Origin of the sequence: Pseudoxanthomonas mexicana, assembly GCF_001556105.1 — a bacterium.
GTDB classification, from domain to species: Bacteria; Pseudomonadota; Gammaproteobacteria; order Xanthomonadales; family Xanthomonadaceae; genus Pseudoxanthomonas_A; species Pseudoxanthomonas_A mexicana_A.
The window spans coordinates 1-22,712 of sequence record NZ_LSIF01000095.1; the positions used below are offsets into that span (position 1 = coordinate 1).

A 22,712-nucleotide genomic window follows, 5' to 3' on the forward strand; every position below is an offset into this window, starting at 1 on the left:
CCGAAGAAGGTCGGAATCTCTACCGGCTGATGGCCCAGGATTCGGGGGTGGGTCAAGAAGGTCGGAATCTCTACCGGCTGATGGCCCAGGATTCGGGGGTGGGTCACCTACTCCAGCACGACAGCCTCGCTGGAAGCTCACGTGGGGGGCATTCGCATCGGATGATGCAGCCGCCGTAGTGGGGACATCCAGTGGTGAGTACGGCAGTCGCTCAGCACGTAGCGCGGCGATGAAAAAGTGCTCAGGAATGGGCGGCAATAACTGCGCAGTAACTCTTGTCTACCAGAATCAGTGTGCCGTTATCGCTGATCCAATAGATAGGGATATTCAACCAAGGTTCGGATCCGACGTGAGCGGCCCGACGATTGAAGAGGCCTCAAAGCTGGCTCTCGATAGTTGCTACAAAAAAAATGGTGGGCGCAGGTGCGAAGTGATCTATTCAAACTGCACTCGTCCTGTACTGGTCAACTGAGATGAGGGTGCTGCCACCTTGTCCTGGCACGTTAAGACAATCAAGGCATGTGGTGCATCGGAGCGCCGCCGAACAGGTCATGGCGCGTAACGATGGGGTGCTAAGAGATCGATCGTGTGGCAATGGTTGGTGAGGCTTTGGAGATGAAAGCCATGATGTTCCTACTATCTTTAAGCGCCGGTCTGAACACGATGGCACTTGCTCAGACGGCATGTCCGCAAGGCGTTACGCCTGGTAGCTCGCGGTGCTTACCGACGGGTGTGGGGGGCAGCGCAGGCTTCATCGCCACCCCATCCCAGATGGAAGACCACGTGGGGAACTATCGCGATGAGTAGCGAGACGGGAGAAGTAGGCACATCCGTCGGCCGGCTCTCAAAACGGGAGGCGCTCAGAGAGGCGATGGACAAGTGCAAGCGTCTGGGCGGTACGCAATGTCAATTGGCGATCGCTTACGAGAATCAGTGTGCGGTCGTAGCTTGGGCATCTGAGGCAGGTACACCCACAGGAGGCGCTGCGCTTGTGCAAGGGGCCGCCACCATTGCCGAGGCCACCAGGCTGGCAATCCCCGCATGCTCCAAGTCACGCGGTGACGGCGAGTGCTCGATTATCTACTCTGCCTGTTCAGAGCCAGTGGTCGTCAAATGATCTCGGCCAGTGGCGCTGTAACTGAGGCGAACGTATGGCGTTTTGAGCGCTACATGGACGAGATTGTCGCGGCCGGGAACGTCCTTGGCAGGGATGCTGGTGGAGAGCCCACGCTCTACGCGACGCAGGGCATCAGGTGGGTCAAGTTCGGCTGGGACCTGATGCTTGTAAGCGAGGGCGACACCGTATTGGATGCCCGACCGAAGCCGGTGGCGGGCGTGGGTCCCGCGATGGCCGGTGGTTGCGATGGGCATGGGATCCGAGATTTACAGCCGTGTTGACGAGTAGAGGAGCGGGTGATGGATGAGCGAACGATGAAGCCGAGACGACCGATACAGGCGGCCGCGACACTTCTTCTCCTTTCACAGACAGCCTGCAGTGGTGCCATGAACAGCCAGACCAGCCCCCAATTCACTGAGAATCCCGCCCCGCGTCAGGCCTATCGGCTGACGCTGCGTATCGAAGGCGCACCCGGCCCGTTGGAGGTGGTGTCCAGCGCCGCGCAGTACGATGTCGTCAACAAGGAATGCCTGCCGCCGCCGAAAGACAATCCGGGCGGACATACGGCGCCGGTGCCGACCCACGACATTCCGTTCCGTCTGGAGCGCGTGTCCGACAACGAGTACGCCGGCATCTTCCATACCGACGGCATGGTCGATGCCGAGTACCACGGGCGTGGCGTGTGCCGTTGGGAGCTGATCCAGGCACAGGTGCAGTTGCGCGCGCCGGGCGACCAGGGCGATACCTATTTCATCGCCAAGCTCAGTGGAGACGAACTGCCGCAGGGCGCGCCGAAAGCGTTTCATTACTGGAAGGCACGCTATCCGAAGGAAGCCGGCGCGGAAGGCTACCGGGATTTCGGCCAGCCGGACCTGCAGAAGGTGCCGGAAGACCAGCGCGATGAGTTTTTCGGCATCGTGCTGACTGCCAGGGAGACCTGACCATGGGACTCACCCCGCAGCAGTACGCCCATCTGGCCGACCACAGCTACGATCGCGGCGGCCAGATGCACGATCTGCTCAACAAGGAGGTGGTGGTCGGAGGAGAGCGCTACCGCGTGGTCGACTACGTCGACAATCCGCGTACCGGTTACCAGGGCACCATCTACCAGCACGAAGGCAGTGGCGCGGTGGTCGTGGCCCATCGTGGCACCGAGTTCGGGCGGGAGGCCTTCCGCGATGGCGTGATTGCCGACGCCGGCATGGTGTTCACGCGTACCAACAGCCAGGCCGGCGATGCGGTCGAGCTGACGCGCCGTGCGGTCGAGTACGCGGAACGGCAGGGGCGCGAGCCCGGCAGGACCGCGCCCGAGGTCACCGTCACCGGGCATTCGCTCGGCGGTACGCTGGCGCAGGTATCCGCGCACCATTTCGACCTGCGCGGAGAAACATTCAATGCCTACGGCGCCGCCAGCCTGGATCGGCGGATCCCGGAGGGAGGCGATCGCGTCGTGAATCACGTGATGGCGGTGGACGCCGTCAGCTCCGCCAGTCCGCACTATGGCCAGGTGCGAACCTATGCGACGGCGCAGGAGATCGACACCCTGCATCGGACGGGATACCACGACAACATCGTTCGCGACCTGCTGCAACGGGACATGCCGCTGACTGCATCCGTGATGTCCGGCGGCTCGCACAGCATGCACAACTTTCTTCCCGTGGACGGCGATGGCCGGCCGGATCGCTCCGCGCTGGAGGATCCGGATGCGCGACGACTGGCCGAGGAACACCGCCGGATCATCGCGGACTACCGTGACGATGTCGGCGACCTGCGTCGTGGCGTCACCGTGACGGCACGTGGTCCCGTGGGTCTGGTGCTGGATGGGATCGATCGCATCCGCGGTCCGCTGCCCGCAGGCGAGCCGGCGGCGCGCGATGAGCGTCAACGTACCGACAGCACATCGCAGGTCGACATGCCACGCCCAGGCGATGACGCATCCCCCAACGCGTGGCGATCGAACCCCGACGTGGAGCGCCTGCTGGCGGCGGCGCGTGGCCGCGATCCGGCGGCGCTGGATTTGGCGCAAGGCGACCTCCAGGCATCGACCACAGGCCAGGCGTGGCGGGAGCGGATGGAAATGCATCAGCGTGAACTGGCGTCGCAGGAGCGCGCGCCGAACCCCCGGGCGGAGCTGCGGACACCGACGCCGATGGACGTCGCACGCTGATGCTCCGGACGGAACGCAGGAAAAGAGTGTCCATGCACTACGAGGAACGTAGCCATGAAACGAGGAATGAAGTTCGTCATCCCGCTGGGCCTGCTGGTGCTGTTCGACCTCAGTGCACAGTCCGGCGCGCAATCCAGCGGCTACTACCAGCGGTTGTACTACCGCATGGATGATCCCTTCGTGTTCTGCACGCAGGGACAGGACGTCAAGCGGAATCCTGCGCCATGCTGGAAGCCGATGCCTCCGTTCACCGGCGCGTACATGATGATGCCGTACTGCCGGCCACCGAATCCCTACGGCAAGGACTGGACGCAGGACGACACGATGTCACTCCGCCAGTATCTGAGCGTGTGTCCGCAGGCCATCACCTCGGGACGCTGGGAGGGAGCGGGGCGCCCCGAATACACCCCCATCAGCCACTGATACCGACGACGACCCGCGACCGGGCCGCCGTGTCAACGAATCGAAATGTCCACATGAGGTTTCAGCACATGAAACAGCTTTCCTCCCTGCTCCTGGTTTCGATGGCGGTGCTCGCCGGCGGCTGTGATGCGCAGGTGCCACGAGCCGCAGATGCAACGCCCCAGGATGCAGCCCCCCAGAAGAAGGATCAGGACATGTCAGAGCTGAAGCCGCCCTCCGCGGACAGCGTGTTGTATTTCATCTACCAGCGCGACGGCGACGGTGCGGTCAGCTACAAGATCAATGGCGGTGCCACGGTCAGCTACTGGTACGGCCATGCGTTCGACCTGAAAGGGACGCACTACTTCACCGGCTTCGGCAGCAAGAGCCAGGGCGAAGGTCCGGAAGGCGACAGCGGCATGATGGATCCGGAGCATGTCGCCATTTCCCAGGCGACCTTCACGCGCGTCGAGAAGGACGGCACGTCCGAGTGGTCCAAGCCTGATACGGACGGGTACGTCGGCGAGTTCGGCAGGATGGGGCGGCCGGAGCAGATCGATGATTCGCGCAAGGCGCAGTCGTTCACGACTGGTGACGGCCGCTACCTGCTGGCGGTGCCGACCCTGGATTTCGTGAACGGTACCGATGTCCGCATGTTCAGTCTGCTCCTGTTCGATCCCGGCAGTGTGGACAAGCTGGGCTTCAGGCAGTGGGGATATCTCGGAAGTATTCCTGTCGGTGACGACAACAGTGACGCATGCGATGGCGGGGAGGTCATGCCATGTGTCGCCAGCGTCGGGACGCTGACGTTCGAACAGGTGGGAGAGGGCCTGCCCAACCTGAAGGTGTCCTCCAAGGGAACCACTATCGCGTCGCCCGGAAAAGTCCGTGACATGACCGACGCGGATGACGTGGTCTACACCTTCGACGAGGCGAGTGAGCGCTACAACAAATAATCCGATTTCCAGTTGACCGACTTGCATCAGGCCCATGGAGGGGCCCGGTTGACGTCCTGCGACCCTTGGGTCGCGCACATCAGCAAAGGAGCCAACGATGGCCAGTCAGTACACACGTGAGCAGATCCTCGACATCATCGAGAGGCAAGCGCAGGAAAGCGGAATTCCGCGCGAGGATTTCCTGCGGTTTGCCTATATCGAGACGGGAGGTCGTTTCAATCCGGACGCGAACAATCCCAGTGGGGCCAAGGGACTGTTCCAGTTCATGCCGGACACCGCCGAGCAATATGGGATATCGGGTCGGGAGTTCGATCCCGTGGTGAATACGCGCGCGGCAGCGGCGTTGTATTCGGACAATCTCGGCGACATCACGCGCCGACAGGCGCGAAGCGGACACGATTTCCTGTCCGGAAACGAGACGCCGAGCGGGCTGGATCTCTACCTCGCGCACCAGCAGGGCGCCGCTGGCTACGCGTCCATCCAGAATGCCATCGAGGCGGGCGAGTTCACGCGCACCAATACGCGCAGGAACATCCTCAACAACATCAGCGACCTCGATGTCGAGCGGTTGACCGGTCGCGCACCTTCCGAGCTGCGTGGACTCGACGATCGCGATCTGGCGACGACATACTCGAAATACTGGAATGGCAAGTATGCCGCCATCAACATCTCCGATCGCGGCATCCAGGCGGGCCAGCCCGATGCGGCAGCGCGTGAGCGGACGTCACCGCTGGCTGACGGCGTATTGCAGGACGGCGAGCGCGGGGAAGAGGTGCGTGCGCTGCAGACGTCGTTGAACCAGCTCGGCTTCCGTGATGGCCAAGGTGCGGAACTGGAGACGCGTTCGGGCATCTACGGTGGCAAGACACAGGAGGCGGTGCGCGCCTTCCAGACGGCGAACCAATTGGAAGCCACCGGCACGGCCGATGCGCGCACGCGCGAAGCGATCGCGCAACAACTGGCGTTGCCCGAACAGGAACGCAATCGCGCACAGGCCGTCGAGGCCCAGCAGCGCGAAGGCGGACTGGCCTGGCCGGCACCCGGCAACCGCGACATCAACGAAGCCGACAAGCCGCGCGAAGGTCGGGGTGAGTTCGGTACGCCGCGCAGCGGTGGACGGCGCCATGGCGGCATCGACATCGAGGGCGATGTTGGCGATCCCGTGGTGGCCGTCGCGGGCGGTACCGTAGTGGTGCGCCCCAACAACGGTGCGGCCGGCAACACCGTGCACGTCAGGCATGACGACGGCACGCTGAGCAAGTACTTCCACCTGGACGAGCTCAGCGTGCGCAACGGCCAGCGCGTGGAGGCGGGTCAGCAGATCGGCACCATGGGCAGGACCGGCAACACGCCGGCGCAGGGCGATACACACCTGCACTTCGAGCTGTGGCGCGATGGCCGGCAGGTGGATCCGCTGCCGCGCCTGCGCGGCGCCGAGCGCGATGCCGCCGTGCCCGCGCGCGCGCCGGCGCCCGAGGTGCTGCGTGACGGCACATCGGGCGCATCGGTGCGTGAACTTCAGCAGCAGCTCAACCAGCTGGGCTATCGCGGCGCCGATGGCCAGCCGCTGGAGACCGCGTCAGGCAAGTTCGGCCCGCAGACCGAGCATGCGTTGCGTGCGTTCCAGGAGGATCGTGACCTGGAGGTGGATGGCGAATACGGCGACCGCTCACGTGAGGCGATGGCAACGGCGACGCGCGATGCGGCACGCGAGACGAGGCCTGCGGAGACCGCGCCGCAGGACGCGCAGCGCGAGGATGCGCAGCGCTCGTTCGTGGATCGCATGTTCGCCGCGATGCATGGCGGCGACGATCGCGCCATGCGGCAAGCGCTGGACGACTATCTGAAGACGCCGGGCGGGCAGGGATGGCAGCAGAAGGAGCAGCCCGCCGTGGACCAGCAGGTCGCGCAGCAACGCGACCCGGCGGGCCAGTCCCGCTGACGAAGCGTCGGAAATGCGCGGGCCGGCCCCGGTGCCGCCCCGCGTTTCACGCCGGCGCACGCAGCGGCTTCAGGTGAGCCAGGCCCGCCCGATCTGGTACAGGCTGATGCACAGCACCAGTAGCCCGACGACCTTCAATACGATCCGCTCAGGAACGTACCGCACGAACCATGCCGCGAACGGGGCGGCGATGGCGCCGCCGACCAGCAGGCCGAGCACGATTTCCAGATGGTCCAGGCCGATGGTCAGGATGAAGGTGATCGACACCACCAGCGTCACCACGAACTCCGAGGCGCTGACCGTACCGATGGTCGTGCGCGCCTGGCCGCCGCGCGCGAGCAGGGTGGACGTGGCCAGCGGACCCCAGCCGCCACCGCCGGTGGCATCGAGCAGGCCGGCGAAAAAGCCGAGCACCGGCACGCGCTTGACCTGTTCGCGCGGCATCCAGCGACCGAACGAGCGCACCAGGATCAGCACCGCCAACGCCAGCAGGTAGAGGTAGACGAACGGGCGGATGGCATCGCCGGGCAATCTGGTCAGCACATAGGCACCGATCGCACCACCGACGGAGCCGGCGATGGTCAGCTGCCAGAACAGGCGTTTGTCGATGTTGCGGAAGTACGCGTGCGAGGCGCCGGATACGCCGGTGGTGACCACTTCAGCCGCATGCACGCTGGCGCTCACCGCCGCCGGCGGCAGGCCCATGCTGAGCAGGATCGACGAGCAGATCAGGCCGAACGCCATGCCGAGCGCGCCGTCGACCAGCTGCGCGCCGAGGCCGATGAGGACAAACCAGAAAAACTCGCTGCCGAACTCCATCCCGAGGTTTCCAGTCGGCGTGGGGTGCCGTGGCATCTACTCGCAGGATACAGGGCGCAGCCCATCGCGCCGTCCCAGGTGCGTGACCGAAGCACAGCGAGCTTCCGGCAAGCCTGCAAGCGCGATGGCGTGCATGCGCTTCGCCGCGCACACCGCGGACGTCAGTCCTGATCGTTGCAGTCTGCGTGGCGTGAACCTCGCATGGCGTCATCCCGGGCGGCCGACATCCGACGCTGCGGCGTCGGATGTCGGAACCATGGTCAACTGGCAATCCGCCAGATCGCGACTGGCAGCAAAGACGGTAGAAGACGTCGAAGCTCGATCGCTGCAGGCCTGGACCCGCATCCGGTCACGGCGAACGGGGATGGCACGGCATCTCCCGCGCTACCGTGTCGGGCGCGACGGATGTCGAGAAGTGGTGGGCGCCGGAAGCGGCGGCCGGCCTCGCAAAACCGGCCGCTCGCCCCATGCGATCAGCGGGTGCCGTACAGCACGACGGTCTTGCCGCGTGCGTGGAGCGCGCCGTCGGCCTGCAGCTTCTTCAGCACGCGGCCGGCCATTTCGCGCGAGCAGCCCACCAGGCGCGCCAGTTCCTGGCGGGACACACGCAGCTGGGTGCCCTGCGGATGGCTCATGGCTTCAGGTTCGCGCGCCAGGTCATGCAAGGTGCGGATGATGCGATCGGTGACGTCCAGGAACGCCAGGCGGCTGGCCTTCCTGCTGGTGTCCAGTAAACGTCGTGAGAGCTGCGCGCCGATGGCGTACAGCAGCTTCGGGGCATCGGCCGACAGCGTGCCCAGGAACAGCTGGTGGAGGCGCTCGTAGCTGACTTCCGCCAGTTCGCACTGGGTGCGGGTGCGCAGGATCACTTCACGACGGTCGGACTCGATGAACAGGCCCATTTCACCGACGAACTCGCCGGAGCCGAAATAGCCGAGGACCAGTTCGCGGTCGTCGTCTTCCTCGGTAATGATGCTGACCGAGCCGCTGACCACGTAATACAAGGTGCCCGCCGGGTCGCCAGGACGGAAGACATCAGCACGGGCTGGATAGCGGCGCCGATGGCTGTGGGCCAGGAAGCGCTCGAGCGTGGCGTTGTCCGGCGTCAGCGGGCTGGCGGCGGTGCGAGCGGGGGCTACAAGGGGGATGCCTGGGCTCATAGTGGTCACGGCGTGTAATTCAGGAAGCTTAGTCCGAATACGTAGCCCGCGGCAAACGCAGGCCATGCAAGGGCTGGGCCAGTATGTGACAGGTTGCTGACGGACGGGCCGTAGACATTTCGCTGTCACCCCTTATGACGCATAATCCGCCCCCTCATCCTACACCCCCGAAGAGGGACCATCGCCGTGGTAAAGCCACTGCCTCGCCTGCGTCTGCAAGGCTTCAACAACCTGACCAAGGCGCTGAGCTTCAACATCTACGACGTGTGCTACGCCTCGTCCGAGGACGAGCGCCGCCGGTACATCGAGTACATCGATGAGGAATACAACGCCGATCGCCTGACCCAGATCCTGACGGATGTGGCGGAGATCATCGGCGCCAACATCCTCAATGTGGCCCGCCAGGACTACGACCCGCAGGGTGCTTCGGTGACGATCCTCATCTCCGAGGAGCCGGTGATCGACAAGAAGGATGCGGGCAAGGAGATCATCTCCGACGCGGTGGTCGCGCATATGGACAAGTCGCACATCACCGTGCACACGTATCCGGAAACGCATCCGGACAACGGCATCGCGACCTTCCGTGCAGATATCGACGTGGCGACCTGCGGCGTGATTTCGCCGCTGAAGGCGCTGAACTACCTGATCGAGAGCCTGGAATCCGACATCGTCATCATGGATTACCGGGTGCGCGGCTTCACCCGCGACGTGAAGGGCAAGAAGCACTACATCGACCACAAGATCAATTCGATCCAGGACTTTCTGGCCAAGAACATCAAGTCGCGCTACGAGATGCTCGACGTGAACGTCTATCAGGAAAACATCTTCCACACGAAGATGCACCTGAAGGAGTTCGACCTCGACAACTACCTGTTCGAGGAGAAGGCCAAGAACCTGTCGTTCAAGGAGCGCATGAAGATCGAGGCGCGCCTGAAGCGGGAGATCGAAGAGCTGTACCACGGGCGCAACCTGCCGGAATGACGGGTTGGCGGCGGGCGCGGGTTACATCCGGTTCGGGTGGCCCACGCTAGTCTGCCCACACATATGGCGGGACGACCCGCCCGCGGCGCGAGCCGCGCATCAGGACCGACGGCGGTCCGGAACGCGAGTTCCGGGCCGTTTCGCGTTATGGCCCGGGCATCAACCTGAGGAGGTGACGTATGGCGTGGGTATATCTGGTGTTGGCAGGATTGCTGGAAGTGGTGTGGGCGGTGGGGCTGAAGTACTCCGAAGGCTTCAGTCGCCTGGTACCCAGCGTGATCACCGCGGTCGCGGCCGCGGCCAGCTTCTGGCTGCTGGCGGTCGCGCTCAAGCACATCCCGCTCGGCACGGGCTACGTGATCTGGGTGGGTATCGGTGCGGTCGGCACGGCGTTCGTCGGTATGTGGCTGTTCCAGGAGCCGGCCACGGCCGCGCGGCTGGCATGCATCGGCCTGATCGTGGCCGGCATCGTCGGTCTGAAGCTGGCGTCCGCCTCGTAAGGCGGGCATCAGAGCCGGTACGCCACCGCCTTCATCAGCCTGGAGGCGCCCGCCATCAGCGTGGGGATCGGCGCGGGCAGGAGGCGCGCGCCGGCCTGTTCCGCGTGGTCGGCATGGCGGGCCTCGTCGGCCTTCATGACCTTCAGGATCTCGCGGCTGCGCAAGTCGGCAGGCGGCAGGGTTTCCAGGTGCTCGTCCAGGTGCGCTTCCACCTGGTGTTCAGTCTCCACGACGAACCCCAGGCTCCAGCCGTCCCCGCGCAGGCCGGCGAGGGCGCCGAGCGCGTAACTGCCGGCGTACCACAGCGGGTTGAACAGGCTGGGACGGCTGTCCAGCTCGCGCAGGCGGTCGGCGCACCAGGCCAGATGGTCGGTCTCCTCCCGGGCGGCTTCAAGCAGATGGGCGCGGGTGGTGGTGTCGCGGGCCACGGCGGCCTGACCGAAATACAGGCCCTGGGCGCAGACCTCGCCGACATGGTTGATGCGCATCAGGCCAGCGGCATGGCGCTGTTCGTCAGGCTCCAGGGCGATCTCCGGGGTGTCGCCGGCGGGATTGGCGCGCTGGGCGGGCGGGTTGCCGAAGACGGTGTCCAGGCCGCGCTGGGCCTCCACCAGCCAGTGATCGAGGGGCGAGAAGGTCCGCGTGTTCATGTGACCATTGTGCCGCCTGCGTGGACCCTGCGTCTGCCCCGGGCGCCCTGTCCCGCATGGGTCACTCCAGGGTTGCGCACTGCGACATGGCCCCGTACAATCCCGCCTCTTCCGTTTTACCCTTCACAACGCGTGGCAAAGTTCCGCCCGGGAAACCGCGGAATCCGCCCGACCAGACACACGAGAGTTCCATGAGCACCTTTACCGCCAAGTCAGAGACCGTCCAGCGCGACTGGTACGTCGTCGACGCAGCAGGCAAGACCCTGGGTCGCCTGTCCACCGAGCTGGCTCGCCGCCTCCGCGGCAAGCACAAGCCCGTCTATACCCCTCACGTTGATACCGGCGACTACCTCGTCGTGATCAATGCCGAGAAGATCCACGTCACCGGCAACAAGCTGGCCGACAAGAAGTACCACCGCTTCACCGGCTACATCGGCAACCTGAAGACCGAGACGCTGGCGCAGGCGCTGGAGCGCCATCCGGAACGCGTCATCGAGACCGCCGTGAAGGGCATGCTGCCGAAGGGTCCGCTGGGCCGCGACATGTATCGCAAGCTCAAGGTCTACGCCGGCCCGAATCATCCGCACGCCGCTCAGCAGCCGCAGGTCCTGGACATCTAATCATGGCTATCACTCAGAACTACGGCACCGGCCGTCGCAAGTCCTCCACCGCCCGCGTGTTCCTGCGCAAGGGTTCCGGCAACATCACGGTCAACGGTCGTCCGCTGGACGAGTTCTTCGGCCGCGAAACCGGCCGCATGATCGTGCGCCAGCCGCTGGAGCTGACCAAGAACACCGAGACCTTCGACATCACCGTGACGACCACCGGTGGCGGCATCACCGGCCAGGCCGGCGCCATCCGCCTGGGCATCGCCCGCGCGCTGGTCGAATACGATGAAACCCTGAAGTCGGATCTGCGCAAGGCAGGCTTCATGACCCGCGACGCCCGCGAAGTCGAGCGTAAGAAGGTCGGTCTGCACAAGGCGCGTCGCGCCACGCAGTTCTCCAAGCGCTAACAGACGCGCTACACTACGCGTCACTGGTTACACAGCCCCGTCGCCAAGCGGTAAGGCACCTGACTCTGACTCAGGCATTCGGTGGTTCGAATCCATCCGGGGCTGCCAATTCGACGTCCAACCGGACATCCGCAAAAGCCCGCCTCTGGCGGGTTTTTTCGTTGAGGGATCATGCCGATGGTCGCGATGTTCCAACCCCCGTTCTGCCCCGCCGACGAGGCCGTGCGCCGCGTGCAGGAGCGCGGCTATGCCGTACTCGAACCGCGCGCCATGGCGGGCGCGGTCGATGCGGACCTCGACGCACTGGATGCCTTGCTGCCCAGTTGGGATCGGCTGGAAGTGGACGGTTACCTCAAGGATGGCGGCCGCTACCGGCGTCGCCGGCATTCCTGCTTCGTCGTGGACGCGAGCGGGGTGCAGCAAGCGCCGCATCGCGCGCACTGGCAGTCGCTGGACTACAACGCCCTGCACGGTGGCATGCAGCGCTGGTTCGAGCCGATCGAACCGGCCATCGCCACGGCTGCTGCCTGGCGGCAGTTGCTGGCGGGACTGGGACGCTGGTGTTCCCGCCTGAAGGGCGAGCGTGCGTGGTACGTCGAGGCGCACCAGTTCCGCATCGACACGACCGACGGCATCGGCCGGCCGACCCCCGAGGGCGCGCATCGCGATGGTGTGGACTTCGTCGCGGTGCTGCTGCTCGGTCGCCAGGGCATCAAGGGCGGCGAAACCCGGGTGTTCGCCGCCGCCGGGCCGGACGGTCAGCGGTTCACGCTGGAAGCGCCGTGGTCGCTGCTGTTCCTCGACGACGAGCGGGTCATCCACGAATCCACCCCGATCCAGCCGCTGGACGGGCAGGGCCATCGCGATACGCTGGTGCTGACGTTCCGCAAGGATGGCTTCCAGGGCGATCCGATGACGGGCTGACCGCGGCGCGTATTTCGTTACAATTGAAACCATGGCGCATGGGCGCCGGCATCTGGAGTTCCGATGAAGCTGGGTTCCCTGAAGGAAGGCGGTCGCGACGGTACCTTGATCGTGGTGTCGCGTGATCTGACCCTCGGCGTGCGCGCCACCGGCATCGCGCCGACGCTGCAACGCGCGCTGGAGGACTGGAGCAACACCGCGCCGCGCCTCAATGCGCTGTACGCGTCGTTGAATGCCGGCGACGCCGATGGCGCATTCGACATCGACATGCAGGCGCTCGCTGCGCCGCTGCCGCGCGCCTACGAATTCGTCGACGGCAGCGCCTATCTGCCGCACGTCGAGCGCGTCCGTCGCGCGCGCAACGCGGAAGTCCCCGCGAGCTTCTACACCGATCCGCTGATGTACCAGGCCACCAGTGCCGCGTTCTACGGTCCGCGCGATGCGGTGAAGGTGGTCAGCGAAGACCACGGCATCGATCTGGAAGCGGAGATCGTGGTCGTCACCGACGACGTGCCGATGGCGGTCACGCCCGCACAGGCCGCCGGCCATATCCAGCTGATCGGTCTGGTCAACGACGTGTCGCTGCGCAACCTGATCCCGGGCGAACTGGCCAAGGGCTTCGGCTTCCTGCAGTCCAAGCCGCGGTCGGCGCTGTCGCCGGTATTCGTGACGCCGGACGAACTGGACGACGCCTGGCGCGACAACAAGGTGCACCTGCCGCTGGTCACGCACATCAACGGCGAGTGGTTCGGTGCGCCGGAAGCCGGCGTGGATATGCAGTTCGACTTCTCCCAGCTGGTCGCGCATGCGGCCAAGACGCGGCCGCTGTCGGCCGGCACCATCGTCGGGTCGGGCACCATCGCCAACGAAGACACGTCCAAGGGCGCGTCCTGCTTCGCCGAGAAGCGCACGGTCGAGACGCTGCGCGACGGCAAGCCGTCCACGCCGTTCATGAGCTTTGGCGATGTGGTGCGCATCGAGATGGCGGACCGTGACGGCCGTTCCATTTTTGGTGCGATCGAACAACGGATCGAGGCGCAACCCTTGCCTTGAAGGCGCGCCCGGGCCCAGTGTGGACCCAGGACGGAGCAGGGCAGGCATGGACGTGGATTCCGGGCATTCGAAGGCGCAAACCGCGGGGAGCGGCTTGCATGGCTGAGCAACTGAAGCTGTATTCCTACTGGCGCTCCAGCGCCGCGTATCGCGTACGTATCGGCCTGAACCTCAAGGGCCTGGCCTACGAGACCGTACCCGTGCATCTGGTCCGCGATGGCGGACAGCAGCATGCGCCGGACTACGTCGCCAAGAATCCCCAGCACATGGTCCCCACGCTGCAGCATGGCGCGCGGGTGATCCGGCAGTCGCTGGCCATCCTCGAATATCTGGACGAAGCCTGGCCGTCACCGCGCCTGTTGCCGATGACCGCGCGCGACCGCGCGCGGGTGCGGGCGCTGGCGCAGATGGTCGCCTGCGACATCCATCCCCTGAACAATCTGCGCGTGCTGCAGTATTTCGAGGGCACCTGGAACGTACCGCAGTCCGAACGCGAAGACTGGATAAAGCACTGGATCACGGAAGGCTTCGCGCCGATGGAGGCTCTGCTCGCCGGCGACGCCGCGACCGGCGCCTTCTGCCACGGACAGACGCCGGGCCTTGCCGACTGCTGCCTGGTGCCGCAGGTATTCAATGCGCGCCGGTTCGGTGTAGACATGAGTGCTTTCCCGACCCTCGTCCGCATCGAGCAGGCCTGCCTGGCACTGCCGGCCTTCGACCTGGCGCGGCCGGAAAATCAGCCCGACGCCAACGCCTGAGCGGCGCGCCCGAATGAAAACGGGCGGGTTTCCCCGCCCGTCCAGGCCAGCGCCGCAGTAAACCCCGTCCTCAGCCGAAACCGTGGGTGATCCGCGGCGAACTGCTGCCGGTGTCGTAGTCGGCGTACGGATCGTGCTCGCCCTTGCTGCCTTCCGACAGGCGGAACTTCAATGCCAGGCCATCGCGCGAATCGGCGGCACGCAACGCTTCCTCCTGCTCGATCTGGCCTTCCTTGACCATGCGGAACAGGCACTGGTCGAAGGTCTCCATGCCTTCCTCCAGCGACTCCTCCATCGCGGCCTTGATCTCGTGCACCTGCCCGCGGCGCAGCAGGTCGCGGATCATCGGCGTGTTGATCAGCACTTCCGCCGCCGGCATGCGGCGCCCGTCGGTGCCCTTCACCAGGCGCTGCGACACCACGGCGCGCAGGTTGAGCGCCAGATTCATCAGCACGTTCTTGTGCGCGCTCTCGGGGAAGAAATTAAGGATGCGCTCGATGGTCTGGTCGGCGTTGTTCGAGTGCAACGTGGCCAGGCACAGGTGGCCGGTTTCGGCGAAGGCGATGGCGGCCTCCATCGTGGTGGCGTCCAGGATCTCGCCGATCAGGATGACGTCCGGCGCCTCGCGCATCGCGTTCTTCAGCGCATTGTGGAAGGCATGGGTATCCAGGCCGACTTCGCGCTGGTTGACGATCGACTGCTTGTGCTTGTGCAGGTATTCGATCGGGTCCTCGATGGTGAGGATGTGGCCGGTGCTGGTGGTGTTGCGGTAGTCGATCATCGACGCCAGCGAGGTTGACTTGCCGGAGCCGGTGGAACCGACGATCAGCACCAGCCCGCGCGGGGTCATGATGATGTCCTTCAGCACCGGCGGCAGGTTCAGCTCCTCGATGGTCGGGATCACGCTGCGGATGGCGCGGATGACCATGCCCACCTCGCCGCGCTGCTTGAACACGTTTACGCGGAAGCGGCCGGCGTCCTGCAGGGCGATGGCCATGTTGAGCTCGAGCTCGCGCTCGAACACCGGCACCTGGCCTTCGTCCATCAGCGAGTACGCGATCTTCTTGACCATGCCGGGCGGCAACCCGGTGTTGCCCAGCGGGTAGAGCTTGCCCTCGATCTTGATGTAGACCGGCGCCCCGGTCGTGAGGAACATGTCCGAGGCGTTCTTCTCGGTCATCAGCTTCAGGAAATAGCCGATGTCCATATGCAAAGCTCCCCACGATGCGCGGCGACGTTGCAACGGCGCCAAAGGCTTCCGACAATGGCCGCGCGCACCCCTCAACGTCACGGCACCCCAATGATCGCTAGCTTCGCACACTTCCGCAGGCCCCTGCATGTGATGGCCGCCGCAGTAGCGGTACTCGCCCTGTCCGGCACGCCTGCCATCGCGCAAAGCGCATTGACGCCGGAACTGGAAGCGGCGGTGCAGGCCGTCCAGCGCGCCGACCAGGCCGACGCCGACCAGTACGCGCCGGAACCGCTGGCCACCGCGCGACAGACGCTGGCGCAGGCGCAGGCAGCGCATGCGGCGCGTGACAAGAAAAAGACACTGGATCTCGCGCAACGGGCGGCCGTGGAGGCCGATCTGGCCCGTGCGCGCAGCCAGGAAGCGGTGGCCCTGGCCGAAGTGGCGCAGCGCAAGGCGGAGATCGCCGACCTGCAGCGCCAGATCAACACGGAGGGCAAGCGATGAGCGCTTTCCGCCTGAAGATCCACGTCGCCGCCCTGGGCTTCGCCTTGGCCATGGCGCCATTGGCGGCCATCGCGGCCGACAACCCGGTGGTGGTGCAACTGAACCAGCGGCTGGCGGCCTTGCAGGCCGATCCGGTGCTGGCCGAGATGGCCGCCTACGAAAAGCTGCAGGCCCAGAACGCCATCGCCGCCTTCGACAAGGCGCGCCGCAGCCAGCGCGAGACGGCGCAATACCTGGCGGAGCGCCGCGTCGAGATCGCCGAAATCGCCTCCCGCACCCAGGCCGCCCGCCGCGACGCGGACCGGCTGGACCGCACCCGCAGCGAGCTGCTGGTGGAAGCCAGTCGCCGCGAAGCCGAGCGGGCCCGCCGCGAGGCCGAACGCCTGCGCGTGCAGGCGCAGATCCAGGCCGAGGAAACCGACCGCCTGCGCCTGGCCGCCGAAGCCGAAGCCCTGGCACGCCAGGAAGCGGAAATCACGCTGGACACGGTGGCGGGCCAGCAGGCGAGCCGCCTGAGCACGGCACGCCAGCGCGAACTGAAGCTCGCGCGCGAAGAAGCCGAGCTGGTCTCCGGCGCCAAGTTGCCGGCCTCGAAGTTCGAAGCGCGCGGCGAAGTCTTCACGCTGGGAGCCGACGCCTTCGGCGGTGGTTCGGCCAAGCTGTCCGCCGGAGGCACCGCCAGCGCACAGGCCCTGGCCGCCTACCTGCAGGCCAATCCGAAGGCGCGCGCCCGGGTCGAGGGCTACGGCGACAGCCAGACGCCGGGACAGCGTCGCGCGGATGCGCTGCGCGACGCGCTGGTGGCGGCAGGCATTCCCAAATCGCGCCTGCAGAGTGCCGCGAAGGGCGCCGGCAGCAAGGCACGCGCGCTGGAAGTCGTGGTCACGCACTGATTTCCTTTTGTAAATCAGTCGGTTGAACGAATCCGGGTGGCTTTCGGCCGGATTGCCTGAATGCCAGCCAGCACGCGCGTTTCCTTGGGAATCAATCGCTTGGGTCAGTGCTTGCCGGGCTGGAAGTCGAGGAGTAGGGTCGTATACCCAAGCGGCTCCCGTCGCTTGGCTCACCGGAGAATCGACCCGATGACGCCCGTACCGATCCCGCAGGAGACCGCCGCCGGCAAGCAGGCCGCAGCGGGCATTCCGGTGGGAAGTGCCCGCGAAACCGGCCAGATGCTCCGCTCCCAAGCCAACGCCCCGTGCCTGTGAAGGCCGGGGCGTTCGTATTTCAGCTGAAGGAGGTAACGATCATGTTCGAAGGTCAACCGCAGTCCGACATCGATGCGCTCATCAAGGCCGATCCGGAGTTCAAGCAGCTGTACCAGCGCCACCGCGAGCTGGACAAGAAAGTCACCGACGCCGAACTCGGCGTGCTGCCCATCGACGACACCCTGCTCGGCCAGATGAAGCGCGAAAAGCTGTACGCCAAGGAGCGATTGCTCCGCATCTACGACGCCAAGCCCCACTGACGCCTCCCCCCGACGTTTTCTCGTCGCGGGCGGCGACGGCCTCCTCGTCGGCCGTCGCCGTCCGCGTCACCCAAGTGCGATAATCCGGGCCTGTACCGCACCGGATGCACGGCCGCATGGCGATCCACTCCTCCGTACTCGAGCTGATCGGCGACACGCCGATCGTCCAGGCCAGGCGCCTCGACACCGGGCTCTGCACCCTCTATCTGAAGCTCGAGAGCGCCAATCCCGGCGGATCCATCAAGGACCGCATCGGCATGTCGATGATCGAGGCCGCCGAAAAACGCGGCGATCTCAAGCCGGGCGCCACCCTGGTCGAAGGCACCGCCGGCAACACCGGTATCGGGCTGGCCCTGGTAGCCCAGCAGAAAGGCTACAAGCTGATGCTGGTGGTCCCGGACAAGATGAGCAGGGAAAAGATCTTCAACCTGAAGGCCATGGGCGCCGAGGTCATCCTGACCCGCTCCGATGTGGCCAAGGGGCACCCGGACTACTACCAGGACCTGGCCGAGCGCATCGCACGCGAGACGCCGGGCGCCTATTTCATCAACCAGTTCGGCAATCCGGACAACCCGGCGGCGCACGAATTCGGCACCGGGCCTGAGATCCTGCGGCAGCTGGACGGCCAGCTCGACGCTATCGTCTTCGGCTGCGGCAGCTCCGGCACCATGACCGGGTTGTCGCGCTGCTTCGCCGAACATTCGCCGCAGACCGAGATGGTGCTGGCCGATCCGGTCGGTTCGATCCTGACCCAGTACATCAACGAGGGCGTCCTCAGCACCAAGTCCGGCAGCTGGCTGGTGGAGGGCATCGGCGAGGACTTCCTGCCGCAGATATCGGACTTCAGCCGGGTCAAGAAGGCCTATGCGATCAGCGACGGCGAGAGCTTCCACACGGCACGCGAGCTGCTGGCGAAGGAAGGCATCCTGGGCGGATCGTCCACCGGCACCCTGCTTGCCGCGGCGCTGAAGTATTGCCGCGAGCAGACCATGCCGAAGAAGGTGCTCGTGTTCGTCTGCGATACGGGTAACAAGTACCTGTCCAAGATGTACAACGACTACTGGATGCTGGACAACGGCTTCATCGACCGGCCCCAGTACGGCGACCTGCGCGACCTGATCCTGCGCCCCTACAGCCAGCGCGACACGGTCGTGGTCAGCCCCACCGACCTCCTCACCACCGCTTACCAGCGCATGAAGCTGTACGACGTCTCACAGCTGCCGGTGATGGAAGGGGACCGTCTGGCGGGCATCGTGGACGAAAGCGACGTGCTGTTGCACGTCTATGGCGATGAGGCCCGCTTCCGCGATCCGGTTTCCACCGCCATGGTCAGCAAGCTGGACAGGCTGGACGTGCGGTCGCCGATCGAAGCGCTGCTGCCGGTGTTCGACCGAGGACAAGTAGCCATCATTACGGATGGAGACGCCTTCCTCGGCCTGATCACTCGCATCGACTTGCTCAACTACCTGCGTCGTCGCGCACAGTAGCCCGCAAAGGCTGCCGCAAAGGACTGCGTGGCGTGCATGTCGTGGACAGTGCGTTAAGCCTCAGCTGGTAAACTTGCCGGCTGTTCAAGGAACCGAATATGTCGCAGAGCCGTTCCCAATCCAGCGGTCAGGTCGAGGGCGCTGCCCTCGGCACACTGGCCATCCATGGTGGCCAGTCGCCCGACCCCAGCACCGGCGCCGTCATGCCGCCGATCTACGCCACCTCGACCTATGCGCAGGCCAGTCCAGGCGTGCACCAGGGCTTCGAGTACTCGCGTACCCACAACCCCACGCGATTCGCCTACGAGCGCTGTGTGGCCGCACTTGAGGGTGGCTCCCGCGGGTTCGCTTTTGCCTCCGGCATGGCCGCCACGTCCACGATCCTCGAGCTCCTGGACAGCGGCAGCCACATCATCGCGATGGACGATCTGTACGGCGGCAGCTACCGGCTGTTCGAGCGCGTGCGCAAGCGGACCGCTGCGCTGGATTTCAGCTTCGTCGACCTGACCGACCTGGCAGCGTTCGAATCTTCGATCCGGCCGGAAACGCGCATGGTGTGGGTGGAAACACCCACCAATCCCATGCTGAAGATCGTCGACATCGCCGCCATCTGCGAAGTCGCGCACAAGCATGGGCTGCGCGTGATCGTCGACAATACCTTCGCCTCGCCGATCCTGCAGCGTCCGTTGCAGTTGGGCGCGGACATCGTGATGCATTCCGCCACCAAGTACCTCAACGGCCACTCCGACATGGTCGGTGGCATGGTCGTGGTCGGCGATGATGCGGAACTCGCCGAGCAGATGGCCTTCCTCCAGAATTCCATCGGCGCGGTGCAGGGACCGTTCGACAGCTTCCTCGCGCTGCGCGGCCTGAAGACATTGCATCTGCGCATGAAGGCGCACTGCGAGAACGCACTGGCGTTGGCGCAGTGGCTGGAAACGCATCCTGCGATCGAAAAGGTCATCTACCCTGGCCTCGCTTCGCATCCTCAGCATGCGCTCGCCACGAAACAGATGCAGGGATACGGCGGCATCATTTCCATCGTGCTGAAGGGCGGTTTCGACGCTGCGCGCCAGTTCTGCGAGAACACTCATCTCTTCACTCTTGCAGAGTCTCTGGGTGGTGTGGAAAGCCTGGTGAACCATCCCGCAGTGATGACGCATGCGTCGGTACCGGTGGAGCGTCGGGAGAAGCTGGGTATCAGTGACGGGTTGGTGCGGTTGAGCGTCGGCATCGAGGCCCTGAACGATCTGATAGCTGATGTCGACGGAGCGCTCCATTGAGCTCGTCGAGTTCGCATCTTGGTTACAACGTTGGCGGCCTGTAGATGAACCCCCATTCGCGACCCCCGCTGGCGTTTGGATCCATGCTTGCCAGCTTCATGCGAAATCGCCACCTGATCGCGCAACTCACCAGGCGCGAAGTGGTGAGCCGCTATCGTGGCTCCTGGGCGGGCCTGGCATGGTCCTTCTTCAATCCGCTGATCATGCTGGTGATCTACACCTTCGTGTTCACCACGATCTTCAAGGCGCGCTGGGGGGCGGGGAGCGAACGGTCGCACGCGGATTTCGCCCTTATTCTTTTTGTCGGCATCATCATCCACGGTGTGTTGGCGGAGTGCATTCTGAAAGCCCCCGCACTGGTCACGAACAACGTGAGCTACGTCAAGAAGTTCATGTTCCCGCTCGAGATCCTGCCTTGGCCGATTGCTGGCTCAGCGATGTTTCATGCAATGGTGAGCTTCCTGGTGCTGCTTCTTGCGCAGGTGGTGGTCGGTCAAGGCGTACCTTGGACTGCCGGACTCTTCCCGGTCGTCGTCGCGCCGCTGCTGGTGGTCGGGATGGGCGTGATGTGGTTGATCGCCTCGACTGCGGTATACGTGCGTGACATCGCTATGGTCACGGGCTTGGTGGTGACGGCGCTGATGTTTCTCGCGCCTGTGTTCTACCCCGCTTCCGCGCTTCCGGATGCGTACCGATGGATCATCCTCTGGAATCCGCTGACCTTCATCATCGAACAGGGAAGGCAGGTTCTGATCGCCGGCAATGCGCCTGACTGGGTGGGTCTGACGATCTACCTGTGTTTTGCATTGCCTTTCGCCTGGTTTGGGTACGCCTGGTTCCAACGCACGCGGAAGGGCTTCGCAGATGTCCTCTGATATCGCGTCCAGTCAGGGAAGTGCTGGCGAAGACGTTGCGTTGGCGACAGCCGAGACCATCATCAGCGTTCGCGGGGTTTCCAAGTGCTACCGCGTCTACGACCGTCCGGAAGATCGACTCAAACAGTCCATCCTGTCGAGGTTGCGGCGGTGGTTACGGCGTCCGCCCCGTGATTACTTCAGGGAATTCTGGGCGCTGCGTGATGTTTCACTCGACGTTCGCAGGGGCGAAACGCTGGGCATCATCGGCAGAAACGGGTCCGGCAAGTCGACCTTGCTGCAGGTGATCTGCGGGACGCTGGCTCCGACGCAGGGCGAGGTGGATGTAAAGGGTCGCATCGCAGGACTGCTCGAGCTGGGCGCCGGCTTCAACCCCGACTTCACCGGCCGCGAGAATGTCTACATGAGTGCGGCGGTGCTGGGGCTGTCGCAAGAGCAGATTGACCAGCGGTTCGATTCCATCGCCGCTTTCGCCGACATCGGCGATTTCATCGAGCAGCCGATAAAGACCTATTCCAGTGGCATGTATGTACGCCTCGCCTTCGCGGTGGTTGCGCACGTCGATGCAGACATTCTGGTTATCGACGAAGCCTTGTCCGTGGGCGACGTGTTCTTTGGACAGAAATGCATGCGGTTCCTGCGGAAGTTCAAAGAGCACGGTACAGTGGTTTTCGTCAGCCACGACGCAACGGCCGTGATCAACCTGTGCGACAGGGCCGTTCTGCTGGAAGGTAGTGGTGTGCGCCTGCAGGGAGATCCCAAGGCGGTCTCCGAGGCTTATCACGCCGCCATCTATCAGCAGTCGGTCCGTTCCTCCGCAACGAGAGAGCCGAGCGTGGAGGATGTGCCGGTTGAAGCGTCTGAAGACTTCCGGAAGGCGCTTATCGACGGCAGCACGTTGCGCAACGACTTGCATGTTTTCAGGTTCGATCCCGAGAAGTCGGGTTTCGGCAATGGCGCGGCCAGCATCGTCTCAGCGCGCATTACGGACGATGAAGGCGCGGAGTGCCGCTGGATCACCGGCGGCGAACCGGTGAGCCTGCGGATCGAGGTGAAAGCTCACCGGCGGCTGGCAAGCCCGATCATTGGGTTTTTCGTCAAGGATCGCCTGGGGCAACCGCTGTTTGGCGACAATACCTTTCAGATATACAAGGATGCGCCCGTGGCCCTGGATGCGGGCGACTGCCTGATGGCCAGGTTCGATTTCGTGATGCCTATTCTGCCCAAGGGGGCGTATACCGTCGACATGGCCATCGCCGATGGCACCTACGACGATCACGAGCAGGCGGAGTGGGTGCATGATGGCCTGGTCATCGAGTCGCAGTCCTCCAGCGTCTCAACGGGCCTGATCGGAATTCCGTTCCGCGACATCCGGATCCACAAAGTACCGTAGCCGTGATGTGAGCCGGTCTGTCGCTTACACAGAAAATAGGAGTGTGGTGTGCATTTCAGTTCGTAC

At 64.6% G+C, this 22,712-nt stretch carries 26 protein-coding genes and 1 tRNA gene; 23 read left to right on the forward strand and 4 right to left on the reverse strand.

Annotated features, from left to right (window positions below):
- From AX730_RS19605 to AX730_RS16500, 7 genes are all read left to right on the forward strand, one after another.
- Positions 1–472, forward strand: a 472-nt coding sequence (locus tag AX730_RS19605; RefSeq protein ID WP_157074313.1) for a DUF4189 domain-containing protein, incomplete at its 5' end; no start/stop codon positions are given.
- Positions 473–730: 258 nt separating this feature from the next.
- Positions 731–1,117, forward strand: coding sequence for a DUF4189 domain-containing protein (locus AX730_RS19610; protein ID WP_407071503.1), 387 nt, complete (start codon positions 731–733; stop codon positions 1,115–1,117).
- Between the two features lie 386 nt (positions 1,118–1,503).
- Positions 1,504–2,058, forward strand: coding sequence for a hypothetical protein (locus AX730_RS16480; RefSeq protein ID WP_062358298.1), 555 nt, complete (start codon positions 1,504–1,506; stop codon positions 2,056–2,058).
- Positions 2,059–2,060: 2 nt separating this feature from the next.
- Positions 2,061–3,284 carry a Tle-like phospholipase domain-containing protein gene (locus tag AX730_RS16485; protein WP_062358299.1) on the forward strand — a complete coding sequence of 408 codons (1,224 nt, stop codon included), beginning with the start codon at positions 2,061–2,063 and terminating at the stop codon, positions 3,282–3,284.
- A gap of 54 nt (positions 3,285–3,338) precedes the next feature.
- Positions 3,339–3,707, forward strand: a complete 369-nt coding sequence (locus AX730_RS16490; RefSeq protein ID WP_157074314.1) for a hypothetical protein — start codon at positions 3,339–3,341, stop codon at positions 3,705–3,707.
- Positions 3,708–3,901: 194 nt separating this feature from the next.
- Positions 3,902–4,642: a hypothetical protein gene (locus AX730_RS16495; RefSeq protein WP_157074315.1), complete on the forward strand. Its 741-nt coding sequence runs from the start codon at positions 3,902–3,904 to the stop codon at positions 4,640–4,642.
- Between the two features lie 97 nt (positions 4,643–4,739).
- Positions 4,740–6,584: a peptidoglycan-binding protein gene (locus tag AX730_RS16500; RefSeq protein WP_062358302.1), complete on the forward strand. Its 1,845-nt coding sequence runs from the start codon at positions 4,740–4,742 to the stop codon at positions 6,582–6,584.
- Between the two features lie 69 nt (positions 6,585–6,653).
- Here AX730_RS16500 and AX730_RS16505 read toward each other — a convergent pair whose 3' ends face one another.
- Complete coding sequence (locus tag AX730_RS16505; RefSeq protein ID WP_062358303.1) at positions 6,654–7,403, reverse strand: sulfite exporter TauE/SafE family protein; 750 nt, start codon at positions 7,401–7,403, stop codon at positions 6,654–6,656.
- A 473-nt stretch (positions 7,404–7,876) separates the two neighbouring features.
- Positions 7,877–8,563, reverse strand: coding sequence for a cAMP-activated global transcriptional regulator CRP (crp, locus tag AX730_RS16510; protein ID WP_055936925.1), 687 nt, complete (start codon positions 8,561–8,563; stop codon positions 7,877–7,879).
- A 186-nt stretch (positions 8,564–8,749) separates the two neighbouring features.
- Here crp and speD point away from each other — a divergent pair, with 186 nt between their 5' ends.
- Both speD and sugE read left to right on the forward strand, forming a co-directional pair.
- A complete protein-coding gene (gene speD, locus AX730_RS16515; RefSeq protein ID WP_055936923.1) occupies positions 8,750–9,544 on the forward strand; it encodes an adenosylmethionine decarboxylase in 795 nt (264 codons plus the stop codon).
- A gap of 179 nt (positions 9,545–9,723) precedes the next feature.
- Positions 9,724–10,044, forward strand: a complete 321-nt coding sequence (sugE, locus tag AX730_RS16520) for a quaternary ammonium compound efflux SMR transporter SugE (protein ID WP_062358304.1) — start codon at positions 9,724–9,726, stop codon at positions 10,042–10,044.
- An 8-nt stretch (positions 10,045–10,052) separates the two neighbouring features.
- Here the strand turns inward: sugE and coq7 are convergent, their stop codons facing one another.
- The gene (gene coq7, locus AX730_RS16525; RefSeq protein WP_062358305.1) at positions 10,053–10,694 is read right to left on the reverse strand and encodes a 2-polyprenyl-3-methyl-6-methoxy-1,4-benzoquinone monooxygenase; all 642 of its coding nucleotides are present in this window, start codon (positions 10,692–10,694) and stop codon (positions 10,053–10,055) included.
- A 191-nt stretch (positions 10,695–10,885) separates the two neighbouring features.
- Here coq7 and rplM point away from each other — a divergent pair, with 191 nt between their 5' ends.
- From rplM to maiA, 6 genes are all read left to right on the forward strand, one after another.
- Entirely contained in the window at positions 10,886–11,314 is a 429-nt protein-coding gene (gene rplM / locus AX730_RS16530) for a 50S ribosomal protein L13 (protein ID WP_055936916.1), read from the forward strand.
- 2 nt (positions 11,315–11,316) lie between these two features.
- A complete protein-coding gene (rpsI, locus tag AX730_RS16535; protein WP_062358306.1) occupies positions 11,317–11,709 on the forward strand; it encodes a 30S ribosomal protein S9 in 393 nt (130 codons plus the stop codon).
- Between the two features lie 33 nt (positions 11,710–11,742).
- Positions 11,743–11,817: transfer RNA gene (locus AX730_RS16540), tRNA-Gln, on the forward strand.
- A 78-nt stretch (positions 11,818–11,895) separates the two neighbouring features.
- Positions 11,896–12,633 (forward strand): 2OG-Fe dioxygenase family protein, encoded by a 738-nt coding sequence (locus AX730_RS16545; protein WP_062358356.1) that lies wholly within the window; start codon positions 11,896–11,898, stop codon positions 12,631–12,633.
- A 63-nt stretch (positions 12,634–12,696) separates the two neighbouring features.
- Positions 12,697–13,686 (forward strand): fumarylacetoacetate hydrolase family protein, encoded by a 990-nt coding sequence (locus AX730_RS16550; protein WP_062358307.1) that lies wholly within the window; start codon positions 12,697–12,699, stop codon positions 13,684–13,686.
- A 98-nt stretch (positions 13,687–13,784) separates the two neighbouring features.
- A complete protein-coding gene (maiA, locus tag AX730_RS16555) occupies positions 13,785–14,444 on the forward strand; it encodes a maleylacetoacetate isomerase (RefSeq protein ID WP_062358308.1) in 660 nt (219 codons plus the stop codon).
- 70 nt (positions 14,445–14,514) lie between these two features.
- On the opposite strand, the gene AX730_RS16560 is transcribed toward maiA, so the two are convergent.
- Complete coding sequence (locus AX730_RS16560; protein ID WP_062358309.1) at positions 14,515–15,651, reverse strand: PilT/PilU family type 4a pilus ATPase; 1,137 nt, start codon at positions 15,649–15,651, stop codon at positions 14,515–14,517.
- Between the two features lie 93 nt (positions 15,652–15,744).
- Between AX730_RS16560 and AX730_RS16565 the strand changes: the two genes are divergently transcribed.
- The 8 genes from AX730_RS16565 (at position 15,745) to AX730_RS16595 (ending at position 22,646) form a co-directional block, all read left to right on the forward strand.
- Entirely contained in the window at positions 15,745–16,140 is a 396-nt protein-coding gene (locus AX730_RS16565) for a DUF4398 domain-containing protein (RefSeq protein WP_062358310.1), read from the forward strand.
- Positions 16,137–17,033: an OmpA family protein gene (locus AX730_RS16570; protein ID WP_157074316.1), complete on the forward strand. Its 897-nt coding sequence runs from the start codon at positions 16,137–16,139 to the stop codon at positions 17,031–17,033. Before AX730_RS16565 ends, AX730_RS16570 begins: the two co-directional genes overlap by 4 nt.
- 189 nt (positions 17,034–17,222) lie before the next feature.
- A complete protein-coding gene (locus AX730_RS19510) occupies positions 17,223–17,348 on the forward strand; it encodes a hypothetical protein (RefSeq protein ID WP_269747005.1) in 126 nt (41 codons plus the stop codon).
- A 41-nt stretch (positions 17,349–17,389) separates the two neighbouring features.
- Positions 17,390–17,608: an HP1242/YdcH family protein gene (locus AX730_RS16575; RefSeq protein ID WP_062358358.1), complete on the forward strand. Its 219-nt coding sequence runs from the start codon at positions 17,390–17,392 to the stop codon at positions 17,606–17,608.
- A gap of 116 nt (positions 17,609–17,724) precedes the next feature.
- Positions 17,725–19,095, forward strand: coding sequence for a pyridoxal-phosphate dependent enzyme (locus AX730_RS16580; protein WP_062358359.1), 1,371 nt, complete (start codon positions 17,725–17,727; stop codon positions 19,093–19,095).
- Between the two features lie 98 nt (positions 19,096–19,193).
- A complete protein-coding gene (locus tag AX730_RS16585; RefSeq protein ID WP_062358311.1) occupies positions 19,194–20,378 on the forward strand; it encodes a cystathionine gamma-synthase in 1,185 nt (394 codons plus the stop codon).
- A gap of 83 nt (positions 20,379–20,461) precedes the next feature.
- Positions 20,462–21,253 carry an ABC transporter permease gene (locus tag AX730_RS16590; RefSeq protein ID WP_232310287.1) on the forward strand — a complete coding sequence of 264 codons (792 nt, stop codon included), beginning with the start codon at positions 20,462–20,464 and terminating at the stop codon, positions 21,251–21,253.
- Positions 21,243–22,646 (forward strand): ABC transporter ATP-binding protein, encoded by a 1,404-nt coding sequence (locus tag AX730_RS16595; protein WP_062358313.1) that lies wholly within the window; start codon positions 21,243–21,245, stop codon positions 22,644–22,646. The genes AX730_RS16590 and AX730_RS16595 overlap by 11 nt, the downstream gene beginning before the upstream one ends.
- Positions 22,647–22,712: the final 66 nt, after the last annotated feature.